Raw genomic sequence first — 16,335 nt, forward strand, 5'->3', positions numbered from 1 at the left:
CAGATGACACCCTAACTTCACGGCGGGGAAGCTTATAGAGAACCAAGGAGTTTTTCGTGTTAAGCTTTCTCGCTTTTTCTTTGCTGTCTTTGTCGTTCGCTCAAGAGAAAAGTCAGATTAAAACTTTTTCTCCGCAGGGAACCGTTCGCACGGTTGAACAAGTGCGTGTCGAGTTTGCGAAACCTCAAGTAAAATTCGGGGATTTAAACTTAACGCCACCAGCGCAAAGCTCTTGTTTTAAAGACGGTCAAGGTCGTTGGATTGATACCAAGAACTGGGTCTTCGATTTTAAAACTCCGATCAAAGGTGGTCAGTCATGTGCGGTAAAAATTCAGGGCGAGACCTTTAGCTTTAATACGGGTGGACCACACGTCACGAATGTTTTCCCGATGACGTATCAACCGATTGATTCAGATCAGAATTTCATCTTAATGCTGGATGCTTCTTTCAAAAAAGAATCGGCAAAAGGTATCTACTTCACGATGGAAGGCTTAGGGGACGAGATTCCTGCAATGATCATCGAAGGATCTGAAGCGACAGAAATTCTTGAAGCCGCGAAGAAGCAGTATCAATACGAAAAAGAATCCTTCAAAGGCATTCCGGTTGTTCTTCGTGCCACAAGGAACTTTCCGCCTTCTGCAAAGGTGGTTTTGGTTTGGTCCAAAGAAGTCGAGTCTTTGTCGGGCATGAAATCCAAAGAAGACGAAACGTTTGAATTCACAGTGCAAGAAGATTTCAAAGCGCAATTCAATTGCGTTCGCGAAGGTGAAGGTAAGCCCTGTGTGCCGCTTTCGAATATGCAAGTGTCTTTGACGTCACCAATTCAAGTGAAAGATATCAAGCGTTCGTATCTTGAAATGAAAGACGGTAAAAAAATTAAGCCTAATTTGAATGATGCTGACGTCGATCAAGATTGGAAAAGTTATTTCGAATTTAAAGGACCGTTTCCTGAAAAAGCGCAGATGAAACTTTTCATTCCCACGGATGTTAAAGATGACGGGGGAAGGTCGTTAGCTAATAAGGCTCAATTCCCGTTGAGCATTAAAACCGGCGATAATCCGGCCTTATTAAAATTTTCAGCGAACTTCGGTGTGGTGGAAGCGGAACCAAACGCTGCCGTTGCTGTGACAGTTCGTCGGGTGGAAAAAAATCTACAAACTAAGTTCATCGGTATCACAGGTGAGTGGAAAGCATCGAACTTTAAAGAGATCATCAACGCCTTAACAAGTATTGATCGTGAACCATACGGTGATAAGCCTTTTGCTAGCTGGGGCACAACACCGCAACAAAAGATCGTCGTCACTAAGCCCTTGTCCAGTGCGGAAACGGAAGTGGTTGGCGTTCCATTAAAGCAATCTGGTTTCTATGTTCTGGAAATGGCAAGCCCATTGCTGGGACAAAGTCTTTTAGACCGTAAGGCTAATTACTATGTAAGAACTGCCGCGCTCGTTACGAAGATGGCTGTGCACGTGAAGTACAACCAGAATCAAGCGTGGGCGTTGGTCACTGATTTAAAGTCCGCTAGTCCGATCGCATCTGCGAACGTGAATTTGTATGACATCCGTGGAGCTCGTCTTGGTTCAGCGACCACGGATAAGAATGGTTTTGCTAAGGTTACCTTGTCTAAAGAGGTTGAAAAGCTTCCACGTATTGAAAATCAGTATGGTCCTTATTCTTCTGGATTCTTTGTGGTTGCTGAAAAAGGCGATGATTTTACATTTACACATTCTGACTGGAATCGCGGTATTGAAAGCTGGCGCTATCAAATGTCCTATCGCAGTACCGAGCCGACGATTGGTCATGCGATTCTTGATCGCAGTTTGTTGAAGCCTGAAGAAACATTAGCGGCGAAATTGATTCTTCGTGATCTTGATGAAAAAGGCCTTAGCATTCCCAAAGCCAAGGATTGGCCTTCTACTTTGGTGGTGATGCACGATTCGGGATTGCAAACATTCAAAGTGCCGGTGCAATGGGATCGCCGTTCTGGCACGGCTGCGATTAAGTGGAATATTCCTGCCGGTGCGAAACTTGGGCGTTGGGTTTTGCAACTGGAACGCAAGAATCCCGATATGACTTTAGAAGTCGGTGATGTGCGCATTGAAAACTTCCGTGTGCCTTTGATGCAAGTTCAAGTGCAGGGTTCGCCAACGCCATTCGTTTTACAAAGTGATATTCCTGTTCACGTGACAGGCAACTACTTTTCGGGCGGTCCTGCAACAGAGCTGCCGCTGAAAGTTCGCTGGAGTGTGGAACCAAGTTATTTCTCTGTTCAAGATGATGATTTGCAAGAATACGCTTTTGCAAATGGCGCAGTAAAAGAAGGTCTGTTCCGATCAGGTGAAGAAGAAACCGGTCGTCACGTTCCCCAAAGTGGTGTGAAGGAACTTAAACTTGATAAAACTGGTTCTGGTAAGACGGAACTTGAAAAGATCAAATATTCTTCCGCGCCACAACGCTTGCGTGTCGAAGCGGAATACAAAGATCCCAATGGTGAAATTCAAAGTGCCGTTCGATCATTCGATTTATGGAGTTCGAACGTCATTGTTGGTATTAAAGCCAAATCATGGTCTGCAACCAAAGATAAAGTAGAATTCAAGGTTGCTGCCTTAGATCTGCAACAACGCCCACTTAAAAACCAAGCCGTGTCAGTAGATTTGTACACAAGTCGCTATTTCTCGCACCGTAAGCGTTTGGTCGGTGGATTCTATTCTTACGATTCATTCGAGGAAGTAAAAAAGGTCGGATCGTTGTGCCAAGGTGTGACTGACAATAAAGGGGAGTTTAACTGTTCTGGTAAAACATCTTTTGCGGGATCGGTGGTTGCCGTCGCATCAACGAAAGATAGCCAGGGTCGTATCAGTCAGGCCAATACTCGCCAGTGGATTGTATCTTCGGAAGAACAACAATGGTTTGGTCCTGACGATAATGATCGTGCAGATCTAATCCCATTTAAAAAACATTACGAACCCGGTGAAACCGCTGAATTCCAACTGCGCACGCCATTTCCCGAAGCAAAGGTTTTGGTGACGGTCGAGCGTGAATCAGTTCTTTATTCTGAAGTGATTGATGTGAAGGGATCGAATCCAACAATTCGTATTCCAATTAAACCTGAATATGCGCCGAACGTTGTAGTGTCAGCCTTCGCGATTCGTGGTCGCTTAGGAGAACCAAAACCAACGGCACTTGTGGATCTTGGTAAACCCGCGTTCAAATTGGGACTTAGTGAAATTAAAGTTGGATGGAAGCACAACACTTTGAAAGTTGCAGTGAAAACTGACAAGAAAGTGTTCAGCGCAAGACAGACGGCTAAGGTAGATATCAACGTCACGGATTTCAACGGCAAGCCCGCTCATAATGGTGAAGTCGTGATCGCTGCGGTTGATGAAGGATTGTTGGAACTTCGTGATAATAAAACCTGGGACGTGCTGACGGCGATGATGCAAATGCATCCGTATTTGATCCGTACTGCGACGGCTCAATCAATGGTCATCGGTAAACGTCACTTTGGACTGAAGGCATTGCCTATCGGTGGTGATGGCGGGCGTGGTTTACGTCGCGAGTTGTTCGATACTCTGCTTTATTGGAATCCATCCGTGAAGTTAGATAAAAATGGTCATGCCCAGGTCGAAGTGAAATTAAACGATTCCACGACAAGTTTCCGTATTGTGGCGGTGGCTTTACAAAACGCCGATCAATTTGGAACGGGTTGGACATCGATTCAGTCGACGCAAGACTTGATGATTATGCCAGGCTTGGCAGCGGTGACTCGTCAGGGTGATAAATTCAATGCGGGCTTTACGGTTCGCAATACCACGGCCAAAGCGAAGGATGTGGTTCTGACTTTGAATACAACACCAGCGCAAGTGGGTTTGGCGCCTAAGAAAATTCATCTTGAAGCAAATTCGTCGCAAGAAGTTTTTTGGAAAGTTGCAGCTGGTTCAGAGGCAGAAATTCAATACGTGATGACTGCGAAAGAAGCCGACGGAAAATTCCTAGATGAAATTAAGAAAACGCAAAAGGTTTTGCCAGTTCGTCAGCCCCGCGTTTATCAAAGCGAATTTGGTCAATGGCCAAGTTTAAAAGAGATAGCATTAAAACAAGCCGCGGGAGCAGAGCCCGGTTCGTCGTCGGTCATCGTTGAAGCTTCTGCTTCAATTGGAAGTAACGACAGTGGCATCAAAGATTTCTGGAAGAACTATCAATACAATTGCTTAGAACAGCAGATCTCTCGCGCGGTCAGTTTGAATGACAAAAATATGTGGAAGAAAATCGAAGCGCGCCTTTCGACATATATGGATGGGCAGGGACTTTTGACGTATTTCCCTTCTGGGACATATGGCAGTGTCGCTTTGACTTCTTATGTGTTGAGCATCGCAAATGAAGCGGGATTCGAGTTGAGCGATGAAAACGAACAAAAACTTTTGGGTGCGCTGTCAGCTTATAGCGAAGGTCGTTTGAAAGAAGCATTTACTTCAGGTCGCGTCGATGAAGTTCTAAAAAAGATTTCCGCGTTTGAAGCCTTATCTCGCTACCGTCGCTTGAATATTGATTTATTAAGCACCATCAATTTCCAAGGAACACAATGGCCGCTAGCAACACTGGTCGAATGGTACGAGATTCATTTATGGGAAAAATCAATTCCAGGTCGCACGCAAAAAATCGCCGAACTTGAATCAATTCTGCGCAATAAGTTTTATTTCACCGGTCGTCGCATGCTGATTCGCGAAGAGGGTGCCGATAACATGCCATGGATGATGCGCGATGCGGATTCAGCGTTGCTACGTTTGATTGACACTGTCGCCAATGAACCTTCATGGAAGAACGACGTGCCACGCATGATGCAAGGATCGATCGCACGTCAGCACGGCGGTTCGTGGATGTTAACTAACGCGAACGCCTGGGGACGCTTGGCGATGAACAAATTCGATCAGACGTTCCAAGGCGAAAAGGTAAGTGGTAATTTTAAAGCGACATTGGCAGGGTCTTCTAAAGAAGCGTCATGGGCGAAAGGTCCGATTACACTGGAGCTTCCGTGGAAAGACCAAGAAAGCAAACTGGCAGTTCAACAAATTGGAACTGGAAAGCCGTGGATTACGGCATCAGCGAAAGCCGCGATTCCCGCGACTAAAGCGGTTTTTGCGGGGTTCAATGTGGAAAAAACTGTTGAAGCTGTGGAACAAAAGAAAAAAGGCCAATGGAGTGTGGGTGATACTGCAAAGGTCACGTTGAAAATCAAATCGCCAGCAGTGCAAAGTTGGGTTGTAATTGAAGATCCAATCCCTGCGGGTTCGACGATTTTGACTTCAAGTTATGCGACGGCGGTGGAAAGAAAATCAGAATTGATTCGCTTCTATCAAGAGTGGTTCGAACAAGGCGAACAGAAATTAGAATACACTGTACGCTTTAACCAGGCTGGCGAATATCAGTTGCCGGTAACACGTGTTGAGGCGATGTACAGTCCTGACGTATTTGCGGAACTTCCAGAAGGTCAATGGCAGGTTGCAGAGTGATGAAAAAGATTGTTCTTCCGTTACTACTGACAAGCATTGTTGCAACGGGAATCTTTGTTAAATCATCAATTCCCGATGTGCCATCTTATGAGCTTGTTAAAAAGAATCATCAAAGTTCTGATCTGATGTTGCTGGATAATGAAGGACGATTATTGCACCAATGGCGTCAGGATCAAACTAAGCGCACATTTGCATGGACGCCGTTAAAAGAGATTTCCATCGCCTTAGTTCCCGCACTTTTAAAATCCGAAGACAAACGTTTCTTCAAGCACAGTGGTGTGGATATACAAGCGATGGCCGCTTCCGCTTACCAACGCATTCTAAAAAGCTCTTCGCGGGGGGCTAGTACAATTACGATGCAGGTCGTGAAACTTGCCAAACCCAGCACTGCTTGGAATGGCTGGATGGGCAAAATCAGGCAGGCCTTAGCTGCGTGGAGTTTAGAACGCTCGTGGACTAAAGAAGAAATTCTTGAAGCTTATTTAAATCTTGCTCCATTCCGTGGCGAGTATCGTGGTATCGCCGCAATTTCTTGGGCTTTGTATAATAAGGCACCATCCGCTTTAACTTCGAAGGAAGCGACGTTGCTTTCGGTGCTTTTGCGTTCACCCAACGCCAATGAAAAAGAGTGGGCCCAGCGCGCCTGCTGGCAAGAACCTTCGTCTTGTGGTGATTTTCCAAACTTAATCGCGAACTCGATGTTGAAGTCCGCGAATTTTCCAAAAGAAGGGCAACGCGCTTTGCATTTGGCGCAAAGACTTTCGCGTGAACAATACACAGGAACCTTAAAGACATTTATCAATTCGGAATTGCAAAGTTTTGTACAGCAGACGATTGAATCACAAATTCAAGCTTTGTTAGATCAAAATGTTCATGATGCCGCAGTCCTCGTCGTAGAAAATCAAACCGGTAAAGTTGTCGCTTACGTTGGTGGAAGTGGTGCTTTGTCTTCAGCAAATTATGTTGATGGCATTCTGTCGCAACGCCAGGCGGGCTCGACATTAAAACCGTTTTTGTATGCGACGGCGTTTGAAAAAAATGTCTTGAAACCAGATTCATGGTTGGAAGATTCGGCCGTGGATATTGTTTTTGATCGTGGAGTTTATAAGCCGCAAAACCATGATCACATGTTTTATGGGTGGGTGAAGGCAAAAGTAGCTTTAGCCTCGTCACTGAATGTGCCTGCGGTAAAAGTATTTAAACTTTTAAATGACAATTCATTCTGGGAAAAGCTGCAAAGCCTGCACTTCCGCGATTTACGTGATCCTGATTTTTATGGTCCTGCATTGGCATTGGGCGTGGCTGATATCAATTTAGAAGACCTCACACAAGCCTACAGAACGTTTGCAAATGGTGGGCAGTGGAGTCCGCTCCTATTCACTGCGAGCGATGCAAGTTCGCACGAACGTGTTTTTACGGATGAAGCCAGTGAACAGATCACTGCGATCCTATCCGCGAAAGAAAATCGTGCGCTTGGTTTTGGTATGGATTCAAACTTATCGTTATCTAGTGATGCCGCAGTTAAGACCGGTACCAGCAAAGATATGCGCGATAATTGGTGTGTAGGCTACAATTCTAAATTTACCGTGGGCGTGTGGGTTGGAAACTTTAGTGGTCAGCCCATGTGGAACGTGATGGGTGTTACCGGTGCTGCTCCTATTTGGAATACGGTGATGTCTTATCTTCAGGATAAATATCCATCGCCTGGTTTTAAACTGACGCTTAATACGACTGCTACGGGAAAAGAAAAGAGTCCGCGTGTTTATCCAAAGGCGCGAATTTTATATCCACAAGATGGAATGATCTTGGCGGTTGATCCGGCGATTCCTTTGAAAAACCAAAAGATGCCATTGTTGGTTGAAGGACCACAGAAGAAAAATATTTCGTGGAGGATTAACGGCAAGAAAGTGGGATCGGCTGCTGAACCTTATTTGTGGACTCCGATTCCCGGTAAACACACCTTTGAACTTTTAAGTGGCAACACGGCCACTCAAAAAGTTCAGGTGATTGTAAAATAGCTTACAGGTCGTAGTGGAATACAACTGGAACTTGAACGTCTGTGTGCAGGCTTTGTTTAATTGGGCAACCCAATGCGAAGCCTTCAAGTTTTTTGCGATAGTCGTGCGGAACTGATTGCGGCAAGTGCATAACAATATTGATTTTAGAAATACGGCGTGGATTTGCAGCCATCTCTTTTTCAACATTCACACGTGAGCCTTTAATAACCACGCCTTCTTTTTCACAGTTAATAGCCATTGTCGTTAACATGCACGAACCCATTGCAATGGCCACAAGGTCTGTTGGAGAGAACGCCTCACCACGGCCGGCATTGTCTTTTGGTGCGTCTGTGACGATTTTAGAACCAGATTGTTCGTGAAGAAGTTCGCAGTGTTTTTCACCTTGATAGACAGCAGACATTTTAACCATGAGGCCTCCTTAGAGCATTTCGTTCGAAAGCTCTAAAGTACCGCAAAAAATTTCGTGGTCAATTCTTGTCTGGTCTCCGACTGCGTCGGAGTAATTAAGAGGACATGTCTTCGATGATTTTGCGAAGACGAAGCTCTGAAGATTTAGACATATCAGCGTAAAGCTTTTTTAGGTGATTTGAACGAACCGCATCGTTTTTAGATGCTTTCATCTCACGACCGATTTTCAGCGCAGAACACACGCTTTCGATCACCACTTTACGTTTGGAATCCTTAGTAATGAAGTCAAAGGCGCCAAGAGATAAGGCTTCCAGGGCGCGCGTATGATCGCCGTGTGCCGTTAAAACCACAAATGGCGTCATGTGACCTAGCGAGCGAACGTAAGCCAAAAATTTAAGGCCGTTCATCTGAGGCATTTCGATATCAGAAAGAATTGTGTCGAATTCTTGCGCCTTCACATATTGAAGTGCCGCAGATCCGTTTTCTGCTTCTACGATTTCGTCAACGAACTCTTTCATGAAGTGCTTTAGCAATTCACGAATATCAGCATCGTCTTCGACGATCAGTAGTCTGCTTTTTTCTTCCTGGGCCGCCATCAGGCCATCTCCTTAGTGCGAAAATCTATCAATCACGCCGAGCAAAGTATCTTTCTTAAAAGGTTTAGTGATGTGATCATCGCAACCCGCTTTTAAAGATTTATCTCGGTCATCAGAAAGGGCATGGGCTGTCAGTGCAATGATAGGAACGTGTCCATGATGTTCATGTTCTTCCCATTCACGTACTTGAGCAGTGGCTGCATAGCCATCCATCTCTGGCATTTGAACGTCCATAAAGACGATATCAAACTTATCCGACTTTATCTTATTCAGAGCCTCAAGTCCATTTTCTGCTTCAACTATTTCATAAGGTCCATTTTTTAAATAGTGCGTGAATAAAATGCGATTGTCTTCCGTGTCATCGGCAACAAGAATACGTACGCGCTTATTTGGATCGCGAGGGACTGAAGGAGCAAAGTTCAATTGAGGCGTTTTCATCGGGACAGGCTTCATTGTGCCGACGTTATAAACTTGTTCACGCTGTGGTACGGTGAAGAAGAACGTCGTACCGACGCCTTCGCGACTTTTAAACCAGATTTGGCCACCCATTAACTCGACTAAGCTTTTTGAGATCGCCAAACCTAGACCTGTTCCACCGTATTTACGAGTGATGGAACTGTCAGCTTGTGAAAACTTCTGGAAAATCAAATGCTGCTTATTCGGTGCAATTCCGACACCAGAGTCGCTGACTGAAATCATCAAGCTGTCTTTTTTTGTTGGATTCTTCGTCACATTCAAACGAATTTGTCCACGCTCTGTAAATTTCAAAGAGTTACTGACCAAGTTGATCAAGACTTGGCGAAGTTTATTGGGATCACCCATCAAATGAGGATTAATTCCTTTCGCGATCTCGAATGAAAAGCCAATGCCTTTTTCTAAAGCACGTGGCTTCATGATGTCTTCTAGATCGTTCATCAATTTTTTCAAATCGAACGGAATATTCTCAATCGAAACTTCACCGGCTTCGATTTTTGAAAGATCCAAGATGTCATTGATTAGTGCCATCAACACTTCGCCGGCTTTACAGAAAATGGTGACGTAATAATCTTGATCGGCACTTAACTTTGTTTCACGCAGTAGCTCTGCCATACCCATGATTGCATTCATTGGGGTGCGAATTTCATGACTCATGTGTGCAAGAAATTCGGATTTAGCTTGTGAGGATTTCAAAGCTTCGTCTTTGGCAGCGATCAAAGCGATTTCGGCGCGTTTCAGATTTGTGACGTCCTGAATGATGCCGGTGCTGCTGATGGGATTGCCATAGCGATCGTACTGAATTTCACCCACGGCACGAATCCAAATCACTTCATGGGTATCTGCCTGGCGAATTCGCACGTCCACCGTGTACGGCGCCATTTTCTTTTGTGCCTCGCTAAAGGCGCTGTCAACCAGATGCAAGTCATCCGCTACGACAAGAGATCTAAATAAATCCGAAGAGGGCCGAGCCGTTGTTTCAATTCCAAAGATATCATAAAGTTGTTCCGACCAAGCCATTTTGCCAGTGTCCATTTCCCAACGGAAGGAACCTGTTCTGGACATGCGCTGCGATTCTTTCAGCATAACTTCTTGAGTCTTCAGTTCTTTTTCGATTTCTTTCTGGCGGCTGACGTCATTAGCAATCAACACAAAGCTGCCTAAAGAATGAGGCGCGGACTTCACGCGTGAAAGTGACAGGGTCATCGGCACTTTTTCGCCCGAAATCTTTTTCAACGTGCCTTCAATAGATTCCGTCATTGGTTCGTCATCAATAACACACTTCGTGATGCGCGAATAATCTGTATCAATCCATAACTTCAAATCTGAAGAGATAATTGAGGATTCTGGTATGCCAATCAATAAGCTACCGGCTGCGTTTACTTGGCGAATCGCCCAGCGTGGCGCTTGTTCTTGATCCTGATAAATATCGACTACAAATAAAACTTCACGCAACGAATGCATGACGTTTTCTAAAATCTCTTTTGCTTCAGTGGTTTTTTCTAAAGTCTCTGCCAGTTGATTGTAATCTTTGAAAAGCTGCGAATATTCATCGTTATCCAAAGCGGGCAGACGGCGATCCCAGTGATTCTGTCTAAGATCCGAAAACGCGTTTTCCAAAGTCTTCACTGGCGTTACTAGGCGACGCGATAGCATGAAGAAAATTAGTAACAACGCTGCCAATAATAAAAGACCTACGGCCGTGAACAACAGCATGTATGGAGTCAATGGGGCGCGGGCTTCATCGCGATTGATTTTTGCGATCAATAACCATTCGCCACCGCCTGGTAAATGCACTCGACCCACAGAAGCCAGAACTTTTTCATTCAGATAATCGTCAGTTTGCACGATGCTATCTTCGGCGCGGAAATAATGGCGAACACGTTCGATAGGCAGACCCAGTTTTAAAGCCGTCGTCTTTGCCTGTTCGACCTGTTTGACGGTTTGTGAACTTGCTCCTGCACTTGAAAACTTTTTTAGGAACTCTGTTGGATTTTCAAAAAAAACGCGAGAGTTATTGCGTAACAGACCATCAGGTCCTATTGCCAAAACTTCTCCAGTTTCCTGCAGGCCTAATTTTTTCCATTGATGATTGTCACTAAGAAGTAAATCGATACGTTCTAGATTAATTTGAAATACGACGGCACCAAGCAATTGCGATTTATCAAAGACAGGCGCGACAAGAAACGCTACTGGCGGTGTCATGCCATTGCTGTTTGAAAAATCGATGAATTTGTAAGTGCGAGGATTTGCATTCAACGACCAGCGATAAGCCTCGCCCAATGATGTGCTGCTGAAAACACCTGAATTCAGATTTGTTCCAAACGCCAAACCTTTTTGAAGAGTGTAAACAATCGTACCCGTGTTATCGATCAACATGATGTCATCGATATTGAAACGTTCCGCATAATCGAAAAAGAACGGATGAATCGTTTCATGCAGTTTAAAGAAATTCATTTTCTCTAAGCCGCGAATGTTAACGATGGTACGTGCTGGAACGTCATCATTGGTTGCTTGTTTCACGAACTGCGATTGTAAAAACAATGGCAGCTTGTGCAGGTGAGTAATGGCCTTGGCAACTTCAGGATTGCGATCCGCTTGGTAAGCAACACTAAGTTGCTCTTGCCACTCTTGCACATTTGGATTTTTATTCATCCAGTTAAACGTCTCGTACTCTGCTTGTAGAAAACCGCGAAGCGCGGCGCGAGTGCGCATCAGTTCCGATGTCACTAGCAGAGTTTTGCCAACGTTTTCTAAATCATTTTTAAGGGCTTGAGCTTTTGCAGAGCGGGCTTGCAGCAGGCGATCGTTATAACTTCTTTCTAGAGAAGTGTTACCCATTTTATAACCGATGGTCCCAGCTGCCATTAGGGCGCCTACGAATAGGACGATCGTCAATAAAAGCAGGCGAGCCCGAACTGTCATGGTTTTTCTACTTACATCGGTACAAAAGTGATTTCGATGTTCTCAAAATGGGTTTTCATGTTATTTGCGATTCCAGAAAGGGGAGAACTGTCGTTGTTCTTCGCAGCCTTTTCCATTTCTGCAGCCATGGCGCTAAGATCGATAAAACCGTAACCTGCTGCGGCTCCCTTAATTTTATGAGCCAACTGCGCAATAGCAGTCAGGTCTTTTTGCGCTACTAGGGACTGCAAAGATTCGATATCTTTTTTGCGATTCTCTAGAAACTGAGGAATTAGATCCTGAAGATCTTCATCGATTTCGACTTTAATTTTCGCCATTGCCATGGTCCCCTTATCTCGTAAAAACCCTTCAGGTTTCAATTCTTTTTAGTTTATCTCCCAGTTTATTGCATACATTTAATAACAGGAGTAGATTGAGTTGTTTTTTCTCTCGAAAGGCGCTTTGTGCTGAAGAAAATTTTCATCCTTTTTCTTTGTTTAGTTTCCATGGCTTGCACATCAAAAAAAGAGCTTGGAACAGAGGGTCGTCCCATTCAATTTGCACTCGTTCCAGGACAAGATTCTACCGTTCTTATGGAGAATGGAAAAGTCCTAGAACAGTGGATTCATGCACAAACCGGCCTGTTCGTAAAAATGCAAGTTCCGACGAATTTTGTAGCGGTGGTGGAGGGTATGGGATCGCAGCGCGTAGATGTCGCGATTATGAATACTTTCGGTTACATCATGGCGCATGAAAAATATGGCGCAAACGCAAAACTGATTGGCGTGAATTTGGGCCGCTCGGAGTACTGGGGGCAGATCATTACCTCCGATCCTAAGATACAAAAAATTCAGGATTTGAATGGTAAAAAAATTGCCTTCGTCGATCCGGCATCGACGTCAGGTTACTTGTTAGCTGCAAAACTTTTTAAAGATGAAAACATCAAGCCATCTGAAATTGTTTTCGCCGGCAAACACGACAGTGTTGTAACGATGGTGTATCAAGGGCGCATTGATGCAGGGGCTACGTATCACACGCCTGAAGAAAACGGTGTACCGCAAGATGCGCGACGTTTGGTGAAAGAACAATTCCCAGATGTTTTCCAGAAAGTTCGCATCTTGAAATTAACAGGTCCGATCCCCAGTGATCCAGTTGTTTTCAGAAAAGATTTTCCGGCAGATTTAGAAAAGAAATTAACGTCGGCATTGAAGAGTTTCGGCTCAACTCCCGAGGGCGCTGTCGCCCTCAAGAAGTTGTATCACCTAACTGGTTTTAAAGACTGCGATGACAAGGATTACGATTCTACTCGTAAAATCTTGCTTGATATGGGGAAAAACGTTCAAGACTTCGTGAAGTAGCAGGCTAGTCACCGAAATTCATTGGGAAGCTGACACTAATCATGCCGACTTTGTTTTCCATTTTTTCGTCAAAGTCGGTGGCGACGGGGGCTTCTAATTTTGATTTGTCGTATTTGATCTGCATGTATTCAACATTCAGACTGACAATAAAAATTTTAAAGCCAATACCTGCTTTCCAACCTTTACCTTCATCAAATTTGACATCGTAAGTGCCGTCTTGATCGGGATCGAGCGTCGCATTGAAGACGTAACCACCCCAAGCACGCAAGCCAACAACGGGGAATTGAAAACCGAGAATACCCGCGTAAGCATTCGAAGTCGCATTGGCGCTATAGTCGTTTGACGAATCTTCGAATTTCACTTTGGACCACATGCCATCGGCCGCAAGGTAAAAAACACTTCCGAAGCTGACTCCTAGTTTTAAATCGATCCCACCACCATGCGTACTTCCTGTTGATGAAGAGAATGGAGAAGGCCATGTTGTTTCGTGGTCACCTTTTTCATAGAAGATACCTGGTTCAAGAAAAAGTCCCACTGCGTGTGACGGTGCTGCACAAAACAAAAAGCCTGCTGCGATAAGTAATTTAAGTTTGTTCATCATTCCTCCCTCCCTGTGAAAGACATACTGCAAGTTTAAACCTCTACGACTTGGGAGGAGAGTGAAGCTCTGCAAAAGTGTTTATAATCATAATGGTAATTAGCGCCGTGTTGACTTTGGCCGAGCAAACCGATTAGCTGCTTATATGGAAAAATTATATCAATCTGGCTTTGGAAATCATTTTTCGTCTGAATCTCGTCCTGGCACTTTGCCGTTGGACCAGAATTCTCCACAAAAAGCTCCGCACGGTCTTTATCCTGAACAGTTAAGCGGATCTGCTTTCACGGCTCCGCGTGCGCACAACTTATATGCGTGGTTGTATCGCCTGCGTCCTTCGGTCATGCATAAAGCATTTACGCCAATGAAAGATCTGACGGCGAAAACTTTCTTTAAGCCGCATTCGATTAATCCAAATCAAATGCGTTGGAATCCACATCCAGAATTGAACGTGAAACAAAACTTCGTGCAAGGTATTCGTTGTGTTGTTGGGACTGGTAACAGCCACGAACAACGTGGTATTCAAGTGCACTTGTATTCATTCACTGAAGGTATGGGCAAAACATATTTCATGAATGCGGATGGTGATTTCTTGTTTGTCGCACAAACTGGAAAATTAGAAATCAAAACAGAGCTTGGCATTCTAGAAGTTGAACCGGGTGAAATTGCCGTGGTTCCGCGCGGAATGAAATTTCAAGTCAATCCATTAAGCGGTGGCTGCAGTGGTTATATCGGCGAAAACTTCGGTGCTCCTTTTCAGTTGCCAGAATTGGGACCGATCGGTGCGAACGGTCTTGCCCATCGCCGTCACTTCTTAGCACCAGTTGCTGCCTTTGAAGATCTTGAGGGTGATTTCGAATTAATCGGAAAATTTGCGGGAGAGTTGTGGCATGCTAAAATGGGTCACTCGCCACTTGATGTAGTTGCATGGCATGGTAACTACGTACCGTACAAATATGATCTTCGTAAATTCAATACGATCAATACTGTTAGCTTCGATCATCCAGATCCTTCGATTTTCACTGTGTTGACTTCACCAAGTGAAACTCCGGGAACTGCGAATGTTGATTTTGTGATTTTCCCACCACGTTGGATGGTTGCAGAACATACGTTCCGTCCTCCATATTTCCATCGCAACTGCATGAGCGAATACATGGGCTTGATTTATGGCGTGTACGACGCAAAAACAAGCGGTGGCTTTATTCCTGGTGGTGGAAGCTTGCATAACTTCTATGCGGCTCACGGTCCGGATTCAGACACGTTTGTCAAAGCAAGTGACGTTGAATTGAAGCCGCATAAGATCGATCAAACTATGGCGTTTATGTTCGAATCAAGAATGCCATATATGGTAACAGACTTCGCGATGTCGAAAGGATTTATCCAAGACGACTATCAAGACTGCTGGCAAAATTTTAAAAAGAATTTTAAGGCTTAAAAAAAGGCTGTCTTCGGACAGCCTTTTTTTATTTCTAGTGAAGATCTTTGTAAAGAAGGCCTTGGCCTAATGAGGCTTTTACCGTTTCCACTTCTTTAATGTCGAGAGCTTTCATATATCCCAAGACCAGGGCCAAATTTGTGACGTCAGTGATTTTATAATCACCTTGCAATTGTTGGTCGGTGAACTTTGCTTTTTCCGCTAAGGTGTTTGTCAAATCATCTTGAGAGAAGTGTTTTGCTTCTTTGTTGACTTGATTTTGCACGGATTCAGACAGAACTCCGCCGACACCGATCCAATAAGCTTTGGGTGCGTTAATTTTAAAATATGTGGGAACTTTGGTGTAAGCGTGATTTTTCGCTAACTGAACCGCAGCATCTTTGTTCGCACCCAGTGGATTAGGCGACGGATTATTTTTTGGATCTTTGAATTGCAGTGTTTGCAAGACTTGGTTCTTGAATGTTACCGATGCCAGATCGCCTTTGTAGATTTCTGCTTTCTTTCCCGTCTGTGAATACATCTGCATTGAGCCACCGCCAATGTCCCACACAATCAGTTTTTTATCCTTTGCGGGATTGGCTTGGCTGATCGCTGAAAGGTAACCAAGTTCTGCTTCTTGGTTTTGTGTGATCACTATCACTGGGATCTTTAAAGACTTAGAAATTTCCTGTGCGACTTCTTGACCGTTCTTCGCAACACGGAACACCGATGTGGCAACCGCTTTAATCTTTGTGGGATGAAATTCATTCATCTTGCCGAGCATATTCTGCATTTGCGGAATTGCCGACCGAGTCATGTCAGCGGGAATAATTTGTTTGCCGGTTTTTTCCATGGCTTCATTGAACGCAAGCGGAAGGCGATTTTCAAACAGCACTTTTACGATTTTCTTTTGGCATACGTCGACTTCGGCGACCAGACCTTTAGTGGTGCCTGATCCGATATCGATGCTCGCGCGATTTTCCTGACAGTTCTCTGCAAAAACAAAATGGAACGAGAAAAGAATTAAAAGTGACGTAATGATTTTCATCGTCCTAGAA

At 44.5% G+C, this 16,335-nt stretch carries 10 protein-coding genes; 4 read left to right on the forward strand and 6 right to left on the reverse strand.

The window, feature by feature from the left end:
- Nucleotides 1–56 precede the first annotated feature (56 nt).
- Together DOE51_RS01330 and pbpC are read left to right on the forward strand one after the other, a co-directional pair.
- On the forward strand, nt 57–5,510 hold the full coding sequence (locus tag DOE51_RS01330; RefSeq protein ID WP_142694809.1) for an alpha-2-macroglobulin: 5,454 nt from the start codon (nt 57–59) through the stop codon (nt 5,508–5,510).
- Nucleotides 5,510–7,528: a penicillin-binding protein 1C gene (pbpC, locus tag DOE51_RS01335; RefSeq protein ID WP_142694810.1), complete on the forward strand. Its 2,019-nt coding sequence runs from the start codon at nt 5,510–5,512 to the stop codon at nt 7,526–7,528. Before DOE51_RS01330 ends, pbpC begins: the two co-directional genes overlap by 1 nt.
- Before the next feature lies 1 nt (nt 7,529).
- Here pbpC and DOE51_RS01340 read toward each other — a convergent pair whose 3' ends face one another.
- The 4 genes from DOE51_RS01340 to DOE51_RS01355 all read right to left on the reverse strand — a co-directional run bounded on the left by DOE51_RS01340 (nt 7,530) and on the right by DOE51_RS01355 (nt 12,248).
- Nucleotides 7,530–7,937: an OsmC family protein gene (locus DOE51_RS01340; protein WP_142694811.1), complete on the reverse strand. Its 408-nt coding sequence runs from the start codon at nt 7,935–7,937 to the stop codon at nt 7,530–7,532.
- Nucleotides 7,938–8,031: 94 nt separating this feature from the next.
- Nucleotides 8,032–8,532, reverse strand: a complete 501-nt coding sequence (locus DOE51_RS01345; protein WP_246845233.1) for a response regulator — start codon at nt 8,530–8,532, stop codon at nt 8,032–8,034.
- 12 nt (nt 8,533–8,544) lie between these two features.
- The gene (locus tag DOE51_RS01350; protein WP_246845235.1) at nt 8,545–11,874 is read right to left on the reverse strand and encodes an ATP-binding protein; all 3,330 of its coding nucleotides are present in this window, start codon (nt 11,872–11,874) and stop codon (nt 8,545–8,547) included.
- Nucleotides 11,875–11,942: 68 nt separating this feature from the next.
- The gene (locus tag DOE51_RS01355; RefSeq protein WP_246845236.1) at nt 11,943–12,248 is read right to left on the reverse strand and encodes an Hpt domain-containing protein; all 306 of its coding nucleotides are present in this window, start codon (nt 12,246–12,248) and stop codon (nt 11,943–11,945) included.
- Nucleotides 12,249–12,374: 126 nt separating this feature from the next.
- Between DOE51_RS01355 and DOE51_RS01360 the strand changes: the two genes are divergently transcribed.
- Nucleotides 12,375–13,268, forward strand: coding sequence for a phosphate/phosphite/phosphonate ABC transporter substrate-binding protein (locus DOE51_RS01360; protein WP_256373174.1), 894 nt, complete (start codon nt 12,375–12,377; stop codon nt 13,266–13,268).
- Between the two features lie 4 nt (nt 13,269–13,272).
- On the opposite strand, the gene DOE51_RS01365 is transcribed toward DOE51_RS01360, so the two are convergent.
- Nucleotides 13,273–13,869, reverse strand: a complete 597-nt coding sequence (locus DOE51_RS01365; RefSeq protein ID WP_246845238.1) for an outer membrane beta-barrel protein — start codon at nt 13,867–13,869, stop codon at nt 13,273–13,275.
- 142 nt (nt 13,870–14,011) lie between these two features.
- Between DOE51_RS01365 and hmgA the strand changes: the two genes are divergently transcribed.
- A complete protein-coding gene (gene hmgA / locus DOE51_RS01370) occupies nt 14,012–15,298 on the forward strand; it encodes a homogentisate 1,2-dioxygenase (RefSeq protein WP_142694816.1) in 1,287 nt (428 codons plus the stop codon).
- A 34-nt stretch (nt 15,299–15,332) separates the two neighbouring features.
- Here the strand turns inward: hmgA and DOE51_RS01375 are convergent, their stop codons facing one another.
- Complete coding sequence (locus DOE51_RS01375) at nt 15,333–16,325, reverse strand: Ppx/GppA phosphatase family protein (protein WP_142694817.1); 993 nt, start codon at nt 16,323–16,325, stop codon at nt 15,333–15,335.
- Between the last annotated feature and the right edge of the window lie 10 nt (nt 16,326–16,335).

This window comes from Bdellovibrio sp. NC01 (assembly GCF_006874625.1).
Classification (GTDB): domain Bacteria; phylum Bdellovibrionota; class Bdellovibrionia; order Bdellovibrionales; family Bdellovibrionaceae; genus Bdellovibrio.

What these genes read in the sequence shown, in the direction of transcription:
- DOE51_RS01345 (WP_246845233.1), bottom strand. Translation starts at nt 8,532, where the DNA reads ATGGCGGCCCAGGAAGAAAAAAGCAGACTACTGATCGTCGAAGACGAT.
- DOE51_RS01355 (WP_246845236.1), bottom strand. Translation starts at nt 12,248, where the DNA reads ATGGCGAAAATTAAAGTCGAAATCGATGAAGATCTTCAGGATCTAATT.
- hmgA (WP_142694816.1), top strand. Translation starts at nt 14,012, where the DNA reads ATGGAAAAATTATATCAATCTGGCTTTGGAAATCATTTTTCGTCTGAA.
- DOE51_RS01350 (WP_246845235.1), bottom strand. Translation starts at nt 11,874, where the DNA reads ATGGCAGCTGGGACCATCGGTTATAAAATGGGTAACACTTCTCTAGAA.
- pbpC (WP_142694810.1), top strand. Translation starts at nt 5,510, where the DNA reads ATGAAAAAGATTGTTCTTCCGTTACTACTGACAAGCATTGTTGCAACG.
- DOE51_RS01375 (WP_142694817.1), bottom strand. Translation starts at nt 16,325, where the DNA reads ATGAAAATCATTACGTCACTTTTAATTCTTTTCTCGTTCCATTTTGTT.
- DOE51_RS01365 (WP_246845238.1), bottom strand. Translation starts at nt 13,869, where the DNA reads ATGATGAACAAACTTAAATTACTTATCGCAGCAGGCTTTTTGTTTTGT.
- DOE51_RS01340 (WP_142694811.1), bottom strand. Translation starts at nt 7,937, where the DNA reads ATGGTTAAAATGTCTGCTGTCTATCAAGGTGAAAAACACTGCGAACTT.